18 protein-coding genes are annotated in these 15,568 nt (G+C 69.5%); 5 read left to right on the top strand and 13 right to left on the bottom strand.

Annotated elements, in window-relative coordinates:
• The first annotated feature begins 225 nt into the window (after positions 1-225).
• Positions 226-2,007: a hypothetical protein gene (locus tag VM938_10760; protein ID HVF75519.1), complete on the top strand. Its 1,782-nt coding sequence runs from the start codon at positions 226-228 to the stop codon at positions 2,005-2,007.
• 15 nt (positions 2,008-2,022) lie between these two features.
• Here VM938_10760 and VM938_10755 read toward each other — a convergent pair whose 3' ends face one another.
• Complete coding sequence (locus VM938_10755; protein HVF75518.1) at positions 2,023-2,598, bottom strand: sigma-70 family RNA polymerase sigma factor; 576 nt, start codon at positions 2,596-2,598, stop codon at positions 2,023-2,025.
• A 336-nt stretch (positions 2,599-2,934) separates the two neighbouring features.
• On the opposite strand from VM938_10755, the gene VM938_10750 reads away from it, so the two are divergent.
• The 4 genes from VM938_10750 (at position 2,935) to VM938_10735 (ending at position 10,893) form a co-directional block, all read left to right on the top strand.
• Positions 2,935-5,607, top strand: a complete 2,673-nt coding sequence (locus tag VM938_10750) for a hypothetical protein (GenBank protein ID HVF75517.1) — start codon at positions 2,935-2,937, stop codon at positions 5,605-5,607.
• Between the two features lie 62 nt (positions 5,608-5,669).
• Entirely contained in the window at positions 5,670-7,145 is a 1,476-nt protein-coding gene (locus VM938_10745; protein ID HVF75516.1) for an ABC transporter substrate-binding protein, read from the top strand.
• Complete coding sequence (locus tag VM938_10740) at positions 7,145-10,147, top strand: ATP-binding cassette domain-containing protein (protein ID HVF75515.1); 3,003 nt, start codon at positions 7,145-7,147, stop codon at positions 10,145-10,147. Before VM938_10745 ends, VM938_10740 begins: the two co-directional genes overlap by 1 nt.
• Positions 10,147-10,893, top strand: coding sequence for an ABC transporter ATP-binding protein (locus VM938_10735; protein HVF75514.1), 747 nt, complete (start codon positions 10,147-10,149; stop codon positions 10,891-10,893). The genes VM938_10740 and VM938_10735 overlap by 1 nt, the downstream gene beginning before the upstream one ends.
• A 212-nt stretch (positions 10,894-11,105) precedes the next feature.
• On the opposite strand, the gene VM938_10730 is transcribed toward VM938_10735, so the two are convergent.
• The 12 genes from VM938_10730 to VM938_10675 all read right to left on the bottom strand — a co-directional run bounded on the left by VM938_10730 (position 11,106) and on the right by VM938_10675 (position 15,542).
• Positions 11,106-11,918 carry a hypothetical protein gene (locus VM938_10730; protein ID HVF75513.1) on the bottom strand — a complete coding sequence of 271 codons (813 nt, stop codon included), beginning with the start codon at positions 11,916-11,918 and terminating at the stop codon, positions 11,106-11,108.
• A complete protein-coding gene (locus VM938_10725; GenBank protein ID HVF75512.1) occupies positions 11,912-12,319 on the bottom strand; it encodes a hypothetical protein in 408 nt (135 codons plus the stop codon). Before VM938_10725 ends, VM938_10730 begins: the two co-directional genes overlap by 7 nt.
• A 5-nt stretch (positions 12,320-12,324) precedes the next feature.
• Positions 12,325-12,813, bottom strand: coding sequence for a hypothetical protein (locus VM938_10720; protein HVF75511.1), 489 nt, complete (start codon positions 12,811-12,813; stop codon positions 12,325-12,327).
• Positions 12,814-13,099: 286 nt separating this feature from the next.
• The gene (locus tag VM938_10715) at positions 13,100-13,246 is read right to left on the bottom strand and encodes a hypothetical protein (protein HVF75510.1); all 147 of its coding nucleotides are present in this window, start codon (positions 13,244-13,246) and stop codon (positions 13,100-13,102) included.
• Between the two features lie 219 nt (positions 13,247-13,465).
• Entirely contained in the window at positions 13,466-13,597 is a 132-nt protein-coding gene (locus VM938_10710; protein HVF75509.1) for a hypothetical protein, read from the bottom strand.
• 1 nt (position 13,598) lies between these two features.
• Entirely contained in the window at positions 13,599-13,784 is a 186-nt protein-coding gene (locus tag VM938_10705; protein HVF75508.1) for a hypothetical protein, read from the bottom strand.
• Between the two features lie 10 nt (positions 13,785-13,794).
• Positions 13,795-13,926, bottom strand: a complete 132-nt coding sequence (locus VM938_10700) for a hypothetical protein (protein ID HVF75507.1) — start codon at positions 13,924-13,926, stop codon at positions 13,795-13,797.
• A 54-nt stretch (positions 13,927-13,980) separates the two neighbouring features.
• Positions 13,981-14,205 carry a hypothetical protein gene (locus VM938_10695; protein HVF75506.1) on the bottom strand — a complete coding sequence of 75 codons (225 nt, stop codon included), beginning with the start codon at positions 14,203-14,205 and terminating at the stop codon, positions 13,981-13,983.
• Positions 14,202-14,603: an HNH endonuclease gene (locus tag VM938_10690; protein HVF75505.1), complete on the bottom strand. Its 402-nt coding sequence runs from the start codon at positions 14,601-14,603 to the stop codon at positions 14,202-14,204. Before VM938_10690 ends, VM938_10695 begins: the two co-directional genes overlap by 4 nt.
• Positions 14,600-14,731 carry a hypothetical protein gene (locus VM938_10685; protein ID HVF75504.1) on the bottom strand — a complete coding sequence of 44 codons (132 nt, stop codon included), beginning with the start codon at positions 14,729-14,731 and terminating at the stop codon, positions 14,600-14,602. The genes VM938_10690 and VM938_10685 overlap by 4 nt, the downstream gene beginning before the upstream one ends.
• On the bottom strand, positions 14,728-15,210 hold the full coding sequence (locus VM938_10680; GenBank protein ID HVF75503.1) for a hypothetical protein: 483 nt from the start codon (positions 15,208-15,210) through the stop codon (positions 14,728-14,730). The genes VM938_10685 and VM938_10680 overlap by 4 nt, the downstream gene beginning before the upstream one ends.
• The gene (locus VM938_10675) at positions 15,207-15,542 is read right to left on the bottom strand and encodes a response regulator (GenBank protein ID HVF75502.1); all 336 of its coding nucleotides are present in this window, start codon (positions 15,540-15,542) and stop codon (positions 15,207-15,209) included. Before VM938_10675 ends, VM938_10680 begins: the two co-directional genes overlap by 4 nt.
• Positions 15,543-15,568: the final 26 nt, after the last annotated feature.

Below are 15,568 nucleotides of genomic sequence, written 5' to 3'. Positions count from 1 at the left end.
TCGGCACCGGCGCCCTGCGTACAGCGCGCGGCGGGCGCGAGAAGGAGCCCTCGGACAGGAACGGGGGGCGATCCGGCCCGAGGGCTACGACATCTACTAGTGCGCGAGGAGGCCCTTCCCTTACGGTGCTCTTGAGCTTCCAAAAAGAGGAGGGAAAGGCGGGCCACCCCCCGAACACTGTCTGACATGCAGTCGGAGGAAGTTGGAGCCGGGACTGCGGGGGCCGTGCTCACACCAGTTCTGCTCGAAGACTTCTGGCCCGTCGCGCGCGATCGGCTTGTCGGCGCACTTCGAGCCAAGGGGATCGACGCCGAGACCGCCGAGGAAGCGGTTGCCGAAGCAGCCACCCGCGCCCTGAGCCGCGGGCTCGTCGTCACCGATGTCGACGACTTCTGCCGATGGGCGTACATCGTGGCCCGCAACGTGGCCATGGATGCCAAGCGGGCCTCGACGCGAGTGCTGCCCGTCGGCGTCGTGCCCGCCGAGCGCCCTGACCGCTACGACCTGGGCCGCCACGTCGAAGCACGCCAGCGGTGGCGCGAGACGGCGGCGGCGATGCGGTCGCTCTCGTTGACCGATCGTGCCGCGTTGCTGAGCACGCTGGACGATCCCGTCACCACCGTCTCGCGCCGTGAAAGCGTGAAGGAGGCGGTGCGGCGCCATCGGGCTCGCACCCGCCTCCACCAAGCGCTCGGACAGGCGGGCGCCTTTCTCGGTCGCCGGTTCTGGCCACATTGGCCCTGGCGGTTCACAAGCTCGTCGGATTCGTTCGGCGCGCTCGTCGTTCCGCTCCTCGCCGCCACCGTCGCCTGGCTCACCCCCGAGGCCGGGACCGGGCAGTTGCCCTCCGCTCCGCCATCGGTGGACGTTGCCGCACCGTCGAAGTCCGAGGCGTCCGCAACCGCTGCGCCCGCCCGCGGTGCTTCGTCACGAACGCCTGCCCCCGGAGCGAGCATCACATCGACAGGCGGCGGCAACGCCACCGGGGCGACTCCGTCGACCACCACCGAATGGTGGGCCTCCGACATCACGCCCTCGCCGTCGTACGAAGAAGACAAGACCATGTTCGCCGCCGGTGCCGAGACCGACTGCGACGTCCGGTGCCCGGTGTTGTTCAAGTCGACCGACGGTGGCTCCACCTGGCGGCAGCTGCCGGCGATCGGCCGCGACTTCGGAGAGATCCTGCTGCCGCCGGCGTATCCCCGCGACGCGAGGATTTTCTCGGTCTCGCCCGTGTCGTTCTCGGTGTCGACCGACGGGGGCCAGACGTTTCGCGTCATCTCGACGCTGAACGGCGCGGCGACGATGTCGCCGTTGTTCTCCGACGGTGACCCCAGGATCCTCTTCGGCGTCGAGCCGGGAGTCACCGCACCCCTCGCCAAGCAGTACGTGGACGGCGACCCCGTCCTCCGTCCCCTTGATCTTCCGCTGCCCCCCAACGTGGTGCCGTGGCAGGTTTCCTTCAGTCCGGACTTCGCCCGTGAGGGACGGCTGCTGGCCACCACCATCGAGCTCACCGTCGGGGGCCCGCCCGGGCTGGTGGCGAAGTACAGCATGTACTCCTGCACCCACGGCCGCTGCGACAGGGTCATCGAAGGCGGGCTCGACACCACCTGGACGAAGTTTGCATGGAGCGGCCCCGACACGGTGCTCGTCGGCACGAACCGGGCTCTGCACCGGTCCGACGACGGTGGCCGGACGTTCCGGCCCGTCGAGTTCCCCGGTGCACCCGACACCCGTTCGCTCATCGCTGTCGAGGCCGCCCCCGACGGGCGCATCTACAGCGCCGTGAGCTACTTCCAGCGGAAGCCGAACAGCCTGTACATCTCCGACGACCGGGGCGACACGTGGCGGCTGGTGGCCGAAGAGGATCATTCGTACTGGAGCATCGTCGTGCTCGGCGACGGGACGCTGGTCGAAGGACGGAAGCCGGGGCTCGGAGCGCCAGTCCGTTGTTCGGTCGACGGAGGCCGCACCTGGCGCGATAGCTGCCGCCGCACGTCGTGAGCCGGCGCCCAGCGGTCAGGAAGTTCCGCGGCGCTCCTTCGAGACCGCTCGGCTGAACTCGACGGCGAGCCTTCGCCTCGCCCGCCACAGCAGTTGGTCGAAGGCGTTGTCGTCGATGCCGAGGAATCGAGCAGCCTCGGCGCCGGTGTAGTCGTGCTCGTACCGCAACATCAGTGCCAGTCGCTGCCGGGACGGCACCGCGGCCATGGCGGTTTGCAGCACAACGGCGTCATCGGAGTCCGACGGGTCGATAGGCGTAAGCGCCTGTTCGTCGACCTCTCCCGGGACGTCGCGGGGTGATTCTCGGCGGGCCTTGGTCGTCTCACGCTGCGCGATTCGAGCCGCGATCGTTGAGAGCCAAGGCCACATCGGGCGCTCCGGGTCGTAGTGATGCAGGTACCTCATCGCCTGCACGAACGTCTCTTGTGCGACGTCCTCCGCCAGGTGCGCGTCCGCACCCCGTCGCAGGCAGAACCGAACCAGCGCCCGGTAGTACCGGTAGTACATCTCTCCGACAAGGTCGGTTTCGTAGCCGGACGACGGCGCACCGTCGGGCCCTTGAGGATGTGCCGCCGAGTTGCCCGTGGCCACTGCGTCCTTTGCGTCGACCCACCGTGCACGGGAGGAGGTGCACGTCCGCGCATCCATGCCGCACACGGCCGCCCCCCGGCTCCTGTACATGCTTCTCACGGGGGATACACGGGGGTCAGGCGATGTGATTACGGGCCCGGAAAAAACCTTCGAACGGCCGTAAGGAAACGCCCGCGCCGACTACTAGTCACCTGTAGACGCCCCATCCAGGGTCGCGATGCGTTTGCCGCGCATCGAAAGGGGACTCCGATTCGTACTCGCTCGTCACTCTCGCCCCGAAGCCACACCCTCTCCCGACGTGCGCTGCTGCTTACGCTGGCTCTTGTCGGGGGAGCGGTGACCGTCTGGATCCAAGCGCCGCGCGTCGCCGAGGCCGCGCCCAAGTCGCCGGTGGAGATTCTGGGGACCCTGCCTCAGCCGGACCCCGAGGTGCCGGATCAACCGTTCAACATCGCGGCGATCGATCCTGTGTCGCAACGGATGTTCGGCATGTACGCGAAAAGCGGCCCCCACATGGTCGGGCCGGTGACGACGGGGCCGGAGTACACGACGTACCTCGTCGAGTACGACCTGCGACCGAGGGTGCCGACGTTCGTCGCCAAGCGCCCACTCCTGAACGGCACCGCCGACGCGTCGCCCTTGAAGAGCGCCGTCGACCTCGCGGGAAAGCGCCTCTTCTTCACGGCCCCGGGCGACTCCATCCTCGACAGCGCGTTGTACAGCGTCGGCATCGGTCCTGATGCCGCGCCGGTCAAGAAGTGGACGATGACCGAGAAACTGCCTGGCTACTTCATCGGCGGCATCACGTACTCCGCCGAGGACAACCGCATTTACGCGGTGGGCGAGATGTCCACAACAGTCCTCGGCCAGCAGTGGGGCTACCAGCGCAAGCCTGCCGGGATGGTGTCGACCGTGGCCGCCTTCAGCCCCGACGACGGTTCGCTGCTGTGGGCGAAGCCGGTCCCGGAGTGCAACCAGCCGCTCTGGACGATGGGCTTGGGAGCGCTCATCGCCCGCAGCAGCCCCAAGCTCGGCCGCAACGAATTGCTGTTCACCTGCGCAGCGGGCTCCACCGGTTCTAGCGGCAACGACAACTTTCCGAATCAACCGGGGGTTGTCGAACTGGCGATCTCACCGACGGCGACCGCAGCGGACGCAGCGCTGTTCGATCTCCAGTTCCACCCTGTGGCGGGCACCTACTTCGACGGGGGCGCGAACGGCATCGCCAGCTACGACTACGGCAGCGACCGGCTGTTCGTGCAGAGCTTGTCGAGCACGACCCCGAACGCGTGGGTGTTCGATGCGCGCCTCGGTACGTGGGTGGGCTCGATCACGTCTCCGGACGACACAAACTACATCTACGGCCTGAACCAGACGACGGGCCACTACTACATGGGCGGTGGAAGTGAGGACAAGAAATTCCTGCTGATCACCGACGGACGGGCGACGCCCCCGCAGAACGGTGTCGTGCTCGGGCCTGACTTCGCACCCAGCGGGTTGATCGTGGCCGACCCGACAAGTGACCGGATGTTCGTTCCCATGGGCGACCTCGGGAGAACGAAGTACCGGGTGCTCCGTGACCTGACCGAGTCGGTGCGCCCGGAAGCCGTGGCCGACTACGACAGCCTGACCGACGACATTCCGGAAGCAACCGATACCTACATTTCGTTCTCCGGCGATGCCGCCGGGTTCGGCACGAGGGTCTCCGCGCTCGGCGACACCGCCAACGTCGTCGGCTTCGTGCCGAGGGGGAGGGACGCGCTTCGCCCTGAGTCACGGGGTGTCGTGCTCGGTCGGGTGCCGACGGTCACCGTGCAGCCCGCCGGCGCCGCCGCCGCCGCGCAACAGGCGGGCCTCGACACGACGTCGACGGAGGCCGCCAAGCGCAACGCCGTCCCCTGGAACTACCCGAGCGAGACCTGCCTCGACGGCGGTTCCACCGAACCGGCGGAACCGACAGGCTCTGCCGACTCCGCCCAGGTGAAGTGCGCGCTCAAGGAGTACGAAGGCACTGCCGTAGCCCGGCATGCCGGTGCCGCGGGAGCCGGGTTGGCCGTCGGGGAAAGCGTGGTCAACGCGACGGTCAAGCGGACGGTCAAGGACGGGATGCGCACGCATTCGGTGGCGCGCAGCAGTGGCATCGGCATCGACGTTCCCGGTGCGGGCCGGTTGGAGATCGGGAGCGTGGAAGTCACGGCGGCGACCGTCGCGCACGGTCGCCGCGGCACCGCTTCCGCCGAATGGACGAGGACGCTACGGGGCGTCGTGGTCAAGGATGCCAAGGGCGCCGTCGTCCTGGACAGCCCTGGGTGCACCACCAAGGTGAGGCACGACGGCCACAAGTTGGAGCGCTCAGGCGATTCGCTTGCGTGTGAGCAGCTTGCCGAGGCCGTGCGGCGGGCGCTCCAGACCCGGGTGCGCCTCTTCTTCCCCGACGCCGCCGTGCATGCCACGCCCAAGGGTGCCTTTGCCGGAATCGGCCAAAGCGCGGCGGACTTCGCCAAAGAAGTCACCCTGAACGACCAGGGCAAGCTCTTCGGAGGCGACACCACGACGCGCCGCGCCGTCCCTGCGGTCCAGGTCGACATCTACAACGACTCGGCCGAACGGTCCCGGACGATCGTGCAGTTCGCGGGTGTGGAGAACACGTCGGTCTTCACGGTCAACCGGAACCCCGACGAGCCGCCGTGCCACACCGGGGGCTGCATCCCCGGTGGCAGCGACGGCCTCCCCGCCGAGACGGCAAGCGGGCCCGACGGAACGTCCGGTGGCCTTGACGCTTCGTCGGACCTCGGCACCTCGGCAGCGGGCTCCGGTGTCGCCCAAGGCGTCCGGGGCGACGGCCTTGGCGGCCGGCCGTCGGCCGGGACGGAACTGGCGGGGCTCATCGTCACCCGGCGAGGTCTCGGTGAAGGCCTCCTCATGGCCGCATTCATCGTGTTGCTCGGAAGCGCGGTCGGTGGCGTGACGCGCCGCCGCCGGCTGACGTCCGTGCTCACTGCACGCTGATCGCAAGAAGGACGAGACACATGAGACCTCTCACTTGGAGTCCTCGCGTCAAGGTCGCGGCGGTGTTCGTTGCCGGGATGCTGGTGGGCATGGCATCGATGTTCGAGGTGGTCCCGGCGACATCGTTGCGCGCCGCCGGAGGCGATGGCGACGCGCTGAGCGCGGGCGGTGATCCCGAGCTCCTCGGCGAGGCGGGGGAGGCTGCCGGCCCGTCCGCAGGCGGTCCCGCAGGCGCGACGGGGTCAACCGGAGGGCGGCCGGGCGCCGGGGGGCCTGCCGGGGCGGGGGCGGGTGGCGGCGCGGGCAACCCAAATGCCACGTGTGATCGCGGCGGCAACGGCGGCAAGACGGACCGCGGCGTCGCCGCCGACAAGATCAGCCTGGCGACCACCGTCGTCAACTCGGGACCCGGTGCCGCCTTCCAGGCCGAGATGAAGGACGCCATGGAAGCGGTGGTGCGCGCCACCAACCGCGCAGGCGGCGTCTGCGGCCGCCTCATCAACATCACCTACAAAGACGACGGGTGGGATGCCCAGCGCGGCGGCCAGTACCTGCGCAACTTCATCGACGAGGGCGTGTTCGCCATCGCCGTGGGCGCCAGCTCCGAAGGCGTGGGCGCAGTCATCGAGACCGGTGACCTCGAAAAGACGAAGACGCCGGTCGTGGGCTCCGACGGCCTTGAGATCTCGCAGTACCGGAAGGGCGACAAGGCGCAGCCGTGGGTCTGGCCGGTAGCCACCGCCACGGTGTCGTCGGCGCGGGTCATGGCCAACGAGGCCTACAAGCGTGGCGCGCGCGACTTCGGTGTCGTCTTCGACAAGACCTACAAGTTCGGCGAGGAGGGGGCGGCTGCGTTCAGGGCAGAGGTCGGCCGCCTCTCGGGAGCCAAGCCCATCGGCAACGCGTGCGACTCCCGCTTCTGCGGCGTGCAGGTGGGCCAGAACAGCTACTCCGGCGAAGTGGCGCAGTTCTACCGAGATCCACCCGACTTCATCGCGCTCTTCCTCGAGCCGGAGACGGCGTTGACGTGGATGAAGGACCCCAACGCGGTCTCCGCAAACAACTCGAGGGTGCCACATGGCTACGGGGCGGCCCAGCCGCTGTTCACCAACAAGTTCGGCGTCGACTGCGGCGCCAAGTGTGACCAGATGCAGGTGTGGACCGGCTTCAAGCCGTACATCGAGCAATACGAGAACGACCCGGCGGTGCGGGCCTACGTCGAGGCGATGAAGGCGGTCAAGCCGAACGTCGACTTCTACAACCAGTTCTCGCAGGGCGCCTACGTGGGCATGCAGCTGCTCGTACAAGCGCTGCGAGAGGTCGGTCCCACGCTCACCAGAGACCGCCTCCGGGCCTCGCTCGACAACATGACGATCGCCACCGGCCTCACCATCCAGGACAAGGTCTCGTTCACGCCGACTACGAGGTTCGCCAACGTCACGATGCAGGGCTTCGTGATGCAGCACAAGGGTGGTTGGGGCCGTTGGCGGGCCGGGCCCGCCGTGCAGGACCCGCGGCCCGAGTCCGGCACCTCCTGATGACACGGGTACTGGTCTTCGCCTTCCTGTCGATCCCTCTGATCGGCGCGTTCGGCATGTTCTCGTTGGGCATCGTCGTCATCTATCGCGCATCTCGGGTGTTGAACCTGGCCCACGGCGCCATGGCAATGGCACCCGCGTATGCGTATTACTCCTTGACGGAGCTGGGACTGCCGCCGGTGGTGGCCCTCGTGCTCGGCGTGGCGGTCGGTGCAGCGCTGGGCGTCGGGGTCGAGTGGGCGTTCGTGCGGCGGCTCCGACGCCAGGGCCCCACGGCACAGACCGTCGGCACGGTGGCCGTCACGGGCTTGCTCATCGCGTTGGTGGGCAAGCTGTACGGCACCGGCACGATCGCCGCGCCGACGATCTTCCCGGCCGACGTGTTGCGGGTAGGCGGTGCGGGCGTTCGTATCGGCGACCTCGGCCTCTTGGTGTGCGGCATCGCCGCGTGCGCCGCGCTGTTCGCCTTCCTGCAGTTCACCGAGTTCGGCCTCGCCATGCGCGGGGCAGCGCAGAACCGTGCCGCTGCGTTGCTGATGGGCATCGACCCCAATCGCGCCGCGTCGGCCGCGTGGGCACTTGGCGGCGGTCTCGCTGCCTTTGCCGGGATCCTGCTGGCATCGGTCACCAATCTCAGCCCGTACACGTTGTCGCTGCAGGTGCTCCCGGCCTTCGTCGCCGCCCTGATCGGCGGACTGGAGAGCCTGCCGGGCGCTATGGGCGGCTCCGTCGTCGCAGGGTTGGCGTTCGGCATCGTGCCGGCGATGAGCTCACTGCCGGGCTTCAAGCGCATCTTCCAGCTCACCGGTGCGCCGCAGTTGGTCCTGACGGTGCTCGCGGTGGCCGTGATGGTGACCCGTGGTCGCCGTTTCTCCGGCAGCGACAGCGCCGAGGCGGGTTTGACGGAGTCCACCGGGGGCGGGGCGTCCGGCGATCGCACGCGCACGGCGCAGGTGGCATTGGTGTGTGGCGTGGCGCTGCTGGTGGCGTGGCCGTGGCTCGTTCCCTTCTCCGTGCTCGGGAGCTCGCTGCTGGCGATCGAGTACGCCGTCATCGCCGTGTCGCTCGTGCTCCTGACGGGATGGGTCGGCCAAATTTCGCTGGCCCACGCCAGCTTCGTCGGCCTCGGTGCGCTGATGACGGGCATGGCGGCGCGCGAACTGGGCATCGGGTTCCCGCTCAACGTGATCGCGGGGGTCGTGGCCGCGTCGGCCGTGGCGACGGGGCTCGGCGCGGTCGCGTTGCGGGTGCGCGGCCTGTACCTCGCCGTGGCGACCCTGATCTTCGCCTGGATGGCCGATGCCTTCCTGTTCCAGTCGCCGTGGGTCGGCATCAAAGGCGGCAACTCGACCATCCCCAACCAGCACATCGGGCGTCCTGGTGGCTTCCCCTCGCTCGACCTCACGAACCGCCGCGCCGTGTTCCTGACGCTGGTGGTGGTGCTCGTGCTCGTGATCGTCGGCATGGCGAACCTGCGCGACACCCGCACGGGCCGGGCCTTCTCGGCCGTCAGGGGTTCGGAGATGGCGGCGGCGGCATTGGGGATCGACGTCGTGCGCTACAAGCTCGTCGCCTTCGCACTGTCGGGGGCATTGGCCGGCCTCGGGGGAGCGCTGATCATGGTCGAGCAGCGGACCGTCGTCCCGTCGCAGTTCCTGTTCACGGTGTCGCTCCAGTACCTCGCCATCGCGGTCGTGGGTGGCCTGGCGAGCCTCCCGGGCGCCGTCGCTGCCGGGGTGGTGTTTGCCAGCCTCAACGAGGTCTTCTTCCGCGTCGACTTCCTGTCCGGCTGGCTCGACGTCGTGTCGGCAGCGCTGTTGGCTCTCGTGCTGCTGGCATACCCCGGTGGGCTGGCGGCGGGTGGACGCCGGCTCCGCGCCGCCATTCGGGTCGTGGAAGACCGAGTGGAAGCACGGGTGGAGCCTCTGGCCGAGAGCGTGGCGGCGTGGCTGCGGCGCCGGCGGGAGAGGGGCGCAGAGGTGTCGCCTGCCGACGCTCCGTCCGAGATCGCCGAGGCCCCGTCCTCGGCAACCTTCGACTGGTACACCCGTGCGCGCGGGCCGACAGCGGAAGCAGCTCCGGCCGACGGCGATGCCGTTCACCTCCAAACGGAGACCCCGCGGATGCCTCTGTCGTTTGCTGCTCGCGACCCCCTGGCGCCCGTTCCCCGCGCGGACCGGACGCTGCTCCTCGAGGCGTCGGGCATCGAGGTCCGCTTCGGCGGCCTCACCGCCGTCGCCGACGCTTCGCTCGAGGTGCGGGAGGGCGAGATCGTCGGGCTCATCGGCCCCAATGGTGCTGGGAAGACCACCTTGTTCAACGCCGTGCTGGGGCTCAACGAGCCCGCCGCCGGGACGATCACCATGTACGGGCGCGATGTCACCGCGTTGCCCGCGCACGTGCGAGCAGCCATGGGCGTGGCCCGCACCTTTCAGGTGCTCCAGCTCTTCAACGAGCTCACCGTCTTCGACAACCTCCTCGTGGCCACCCACCTGCAGAACGACTCCGGGCTGTTCGCCAACCTCGTGGCGTCGTCGGGCACGCTTGCCGCCGAGAACCGGGCGCGCCGCCGGGTGCAGGACGTGCTGGAACTCCTTGCCCTCGAAGGCGTTGCCGACGAGTACGCCAGGAACCTCCCGTTCGGCATCCTCCGCATGGTGGAGCTGGGCCGGGCGCTGGTGACGGGAGCCGGGCTCATGCTGCTCGACGAAGCAGCATCGGGCCTCAACGACGCCGAGACCGATCGCCTGATGGACGTCGTCCGCGGCGTCCGAGACCTCGGCGTGTCGGTCCTCCTGATCGAGCACGACGTGCGCATGGTGACGAAGCTCTCCGACTACGTGTACGTGCTCGACCAAGGGCGGATGCTGGCGCACGGCGAACCCGATTCCGTGCGTCGACACCCGGGCGTGATCGCCGCCTACTTGGGCGCCGAGGCCACGGCCCCCGAGCAACCACGGGCGCGGCGGAGCCGCTTGGCCAGGACGGGGGCCGAGCTCTGATGCTCGCCATCGAGGGCATCGACGTGCACTACGGCCTCGTGCAGGCCCTGCGAGGCGTCTCGCTCGTGGTGGAAGAGGGCGAGATGGTGGCCCTGCTCGGGGCCAACGGCGCCGGGAAGACCACGACGCTCCGGGCCGTGTCGGGCCTCGTGCCGTACTCGGCCGGCTCGGTTCGGGTGGGCGGCCGGGAGGTTGCCGACGTGCCGCCGTCGCGCGTCGTGACACTCGGCGTCGCCCAGTTGCCCCAGGGCCGCGAGCTGTTCGGCGAGCTGACCGTGCTGGAGAACCTCCGGCTCGGGCACTGGTCGCGTCGGCGGGAGAAGGCCCGGCTGGAAGAGCGGGTGGAGCGGGTGTTCGACCTGTTCCCGCGGCTTCGCGAGCGCGCCACCCAGCACGCCGCCACCATGTCGGGCGGCGAGCAGCAGATGCTGGCCGTGGGCCGGGCACTGATGAGCGAGCCCCGGGTGCTGCTGGTCGACGAGGCCTCCATGGGCCTGGCGCCGATCATCGTCACGCAATTGTTCGAGGTGATCGCCGAGGTCAACAAGGCGGGAACCGCCGTGCTCCTGGTGGAGCAGTTCGTGCACCTGGCGCTGCGCCACACGAGCCGCGCCTACGTCCTCGCCCGAGGCGAGGTTGTCGTCGAGGGCCGCAGCGACGAGCTGCTCGACTCGCCCGAAGTGTTGGCGGCCTACCTGGGCGAAGCCGAGTCCGACGTCGACGCCCACGAGCCCGTGCGCCACTGACCGCCGGACGCCCTCCGGGCGGGCAACGGGGGGCGCCCACCCGGGGGGCGCGCGGCGAATCCGGGAACACTCGGCCGCCTTCGGTGTCTTTCGGGTGGAGCGGTCCTCGCCGCGTGACGAGAATGCCGATGAACGGCTGCAAGGCGCACGCCATCGAGACGACTCGTCGGCGGCCTGATCGAGGGGCCGGACGCGTCCCCGGCGGCTGTCACCTACTCGGCGGCTGCCGGGGCGCGCAGCCGGTCCCAGTCAACGAGCACGACGACGACGGTGCCGATCCACGCCCAGTAGTCGAGCCCCAACAGGAACCACGTGGCCACGTGCAGGGCGGCGGCGGCGCCGACGAACGCAGGCCGCAGCACCCGCACCGCGACGGCCACCGGCGCGCCCAGCTCCAAGGCCAGGATCCCTGCCGCCGACGCGGTCGACAGCCATGCCCGGTCGGCCACCCATGCCGTCCACGAGTCGAACCGCATGCGCCCGTCGATCACCGCCCACGACAGGATGTAGCGCATGTTGTCGCCGGTCACCCAGGCCAACCCCGAGTGGCGCAGTTTGGCCAGTCCGGCGAAGAAGTAGCCACTGGCCACAACCGCTGACGCCAGCCGCACGGGCCACCCGCAGTCGGCCTCGTCGTCGTCGCTCACCGGCCACAGGAACGGGACCGCCGCCAGCAGCAACAGCACGTCGTTGTGGAGGGTCTTGCCCAGGCTCGACCGCAGCCCGGCCAGCACGAGATACGCCAGCCACGCCACGACGAACGCCACCCAGCGCCGCCGGCCCCGCAGCGCGAGCACGCCCAAAGCGCCCGCCACCCCCACCACCTGGAGCGCCACGAACACCGCGGCCGAGGGCATGGCAGGCAGCAGTTCCAGAAACCACACCGGCCGGAACAGCGCCCCCGGTTGCCCCGCCAGCGCCCGGTACGGCCCGAGCGCCACCCGCACGCCGATGAGCACGGCCAACCCCCGGACCACCCACTGGAAGCGGTGGCACGATCCCGGCGCGAAGAGGGCGTTCAACACGAGTACCCCTCCTCCCGACGCACCGTCGTCGTGGGAGGCGAGCCGCCCAACGAGACGGTCGAACGGGTGCGATAGACCCGCACCCCGGCCGCGTCGACGCCGGCCGCCCGGGCGCCGTCGACCCACGCGCGGCACACGGCGCCGCGCGCCGACGGCGACAACCTCGGGAACTCCTGCAGGACATGCCGCCCACCGCGGTACCCCCGCGGCAGCCGCTCGAACGGCACCGGCGCCTCGGCCCCCGTCGATGAGACGACGACCGCTTCCCACCCCGCCTGTGTGGGCCCGCGGGTTGTACTGAACAGCCGCCACCCCGTCATCGGCCAGGCGTTGACGTCGGCCACGGCGGCGACGGCGAGTACCCCGAGGAACAGGCCGACGAACCACCGCCGGCGGGCCAAGCGAGCTACCGCTGGTCGGCGACTCGGGCAGCCAGCCGACGTCCGGCCAGTGCCAGCCCAAGCAGCAACAACCCGGGGACGAGCAGGTCTTCGGCGCCGGTGTCGGCCATGGCGTCGCTGCCGGTCACCGTGCCGCTGCCGCCGGCGCCCAACCCACTCCCGCCGGAACCCGATCCCGAACCCGATCCCGAACCCGATCCCGAACCCGAACCCGAGCCGGGATCGACCGCTGTGCCCGTACTGCTGGCGCCGACTGACGTTGTTCCCGGCTGCGTCGGCGCGACCGTGGTGGTCGTGGTCTCCACGGTCGACGTGGACGACGTGGGCGACGGCGCAGTGGTGGCAAACGCCGTGGTGCTCGACGACGAGCTCGACGCCGCCGTGTCGATGCCGTCGCCGTCGTCACCTGCCTGGGTGACCAGACCCACCAGCCCGGCCAAGAACAACAGCGCGACGAGCGCCCCCAGCCCGCGCAATTGCCTCGGAGTGCTCATCGGGGCCGAGACTACCGGCGCCGCCGGCGCTCGCGGTCGACCCTCGGAAGAGAGCGGGTGACGGGAATCGAACCCGCATCATCTGCTTGGAAGGCCGGAGGGTGATCCTCGGGACGTGCCGTCACGTAGCGCCTAGACCAGGAATCCGGGGGTTCGGCGTGCTACGTACCCCCTCGTGCGCCCTACTTGTGATCAGAAGTGTGATCAAGAATGACCGATGCCCCGCCCCTGAGACCCCGGGCGGGGCATCGACACGTCACTGTCCCACCGCCAAAGTACCGCAGGGCTACGACTTCCGGGGTGACTCCTCCGCCTCGACGTACCGCTGCAGGGCGTCGATGAGCACCTGCTTGAGCGTCGTGTCCCGCTGCGCCGCCACGACCTTGGCCCGACGGTGGAGGTCGTCAGGGATCTCGTAGTTGATGACGGCCACAGAGCATGAGGGTAAGAGGGCGGCCCCCACCTGCCGCGGTTGCCTAGCGAGCCTAGTCCGCCTAGCTTGCTAGGTGCGGGCCAGGGGGAGACGCCCGGACCCCCACGTCGGTTGGTTCCCAACTCCGGCCCGACGACGACTCGGAGCGACCCTCCTGGCCCGCCGCTACCTGCGGCTTCATCGGTTTCGCCCCCTCACTTGAGGTGGCAAAACCGATAGTCAGACCGGCGTCACCTTCTGGCGCACGACCAGGACGGGCACCTGCTGGGCCTGGGGCGGCGTCTCCTCAACGACCGTCTCCTTCACGAGCCGCCCTTCGGCGTCGTACTCGCGCGTGGTGGTTTTCTTCATGTCACGCTCCATTTCGGTAGTTATCGATGACCTGCAGGGCGGCTTCGTCGGTGGGGCCGCAGTCGTCGCAGACGCCGAGCTGCTCGCCGCCGTCGCTCGCCTGCCAGAGCGTCGGGGCGCCACATCCGATGCAGGTGTCGGCTTCGCACGAGCGAGTACCGAGGCAGGTCCACGAGACGGACGGCAAGGTGCCCCGGTCAGGCCGCCACGGCGACGGCCAGCACGAGCAGGCCGATGGCAAGGGGAACCGTGGCGGGAGCCATGACGCCGACGAGGGCGGCGACGGCCAGAAGCGCGGCGACGATGGCGAGGACGAGTTTCATGGACATGGGGTCGCTCCTGTGTGGTTGGGGATGGTCACGGACTCTCGCCTTCCTTCGGCTTCATCGCGTAGAGAAGCCCAGGTGCTTGCCGAGCACGAAGCCACGCCAGCGGAGGCGAAAGCCCATTCGTCGCAGCCCTACCGACGCGCGCTCGACATCGGTCATAAACAGCGGCCGCACCGGGGAGCGAAAGGGAAGCCGCTTGGCGGCGTTCCACAGGCGCAGCAGCGCCACGAAGACGATCGGCCAGGAGGCGCCGAGCACCACCCACCACACGCGACTCATACGGACACCATCCGCGCTCGCCGTTGCTCGTTGGTCGTCTCGACGTGGCACGGGTGACAGAGCGTTTCGAGGTTGTCGAGGTGGTGGTGGCAGCCGTTGCCGTAGCCCCGCCCACAGCGCGGCTCGATGTGGTTCACCTGCAACTGCACGCCGATCCACATGCCGTCAGGCCCGAGACGGTCGTGGGCGTCGCACCGCGTGCATGCGTGGCCGTCCCGCTCTACCGCTGCCTTGCGAGCGGCGGTCCACTCGTGGTTGTTGGCGAAGGCGGTCCGGTGCTCGTCGCTGCACCACCGTGTGCGCCGCCCCTTCAGGACGACACCACACCAGCCGCAGTGGCCGGGGTTGTCGCCCACGGCAAGCGGACATGTGCCCAGCCCAGCGAGGTCGCCCGTCACCGGTGGTGCCCCATGGCCACGTCGACCGTCACCTGATGGACGATGAAGAACACGGCGCCCAGCAGGAAGCCCACGGCCCCGGCGCCTGCGAGACGGCATATTTCCCGGTATGAAATCCGGCGGATCACGCTGTAAGCCTCGTCGTCAGGGTGGCGAGCGCAGCGCCCACGCCCCCGCCCGCGAGCGTCATCCCCGCAGCGAGCCCCCATCCCCGGTTTGTGACCTTGTCCCGCCACCTCTCCACGTTCTCGATCCGGGCGTCGAGCGCCTTGAAGTCGGCATCGAGGCGGAGATCGAGCGCCCGGAACTCGGCGGCCTGGTCGACCTTGGCCTGGTCGATGCGGAGGTCGAGGGCACGGAACTCGGCGGCCTGCTCCACCCGGGCGGCGGCGCGGGAAGCCTCCATGTCGTCGAGCCTCCGTTCGAGCGTGTCGAAGCGGGCGCCGAAGGCGTCGAACTTGGCCGACAGCCGTTCCTCGACGAGCCGCACGAGCTGTTCGACTGTGCGCCCGGCGTGGTCCTGCTGCTGCTTGATGGCCACGAGAGTCGCGTCGATGCGGGCGATCGACACCTGGGCCTGCTGTGCGATTTCTTCCGCCGAGCTCATCGCAGCGCCTCCACAAGATCGGCCGTACGGAACGGCTTGACGAGGACGGCCCGGGCCAGGCCCACCGCGTCATCTGCCATGGACAGCGAGGCGGTCATGGCGACCCGCTTCACCTCGGGGTGGTGGTCGAGCAGGTACCGCAGGATGTCGGTGCCCTTGATGCCGGGCAGGTACAGGTCGATGAGGGCCGCATCGACGTCCTCCCACGGCGCGGGCGTCAGCAGGCGCTCGAACTCGCGCGTGGAGGTCACCACGTCGTGGCCTTCGTCCTCTAGCCCGAGCCTCAGCAGGTGGGCCAGGGCCTTGGTGTCCTCCACGATGCGAACCCTCACGTTCCTCCCCCTCTCGTTGTCGGCGG

This window comes from Acidimicrobiales bacterium, assembly GCA_035536915.1.
Classification (GTDB): Bacteria; Actinomycetota; Acidimicrobiia; order Acidimicrobiales; family JAHWLA01; genus JAHWLA01.
This window is presented reverse-complemented; position numbering and strand designations above follow the sequence as displayed.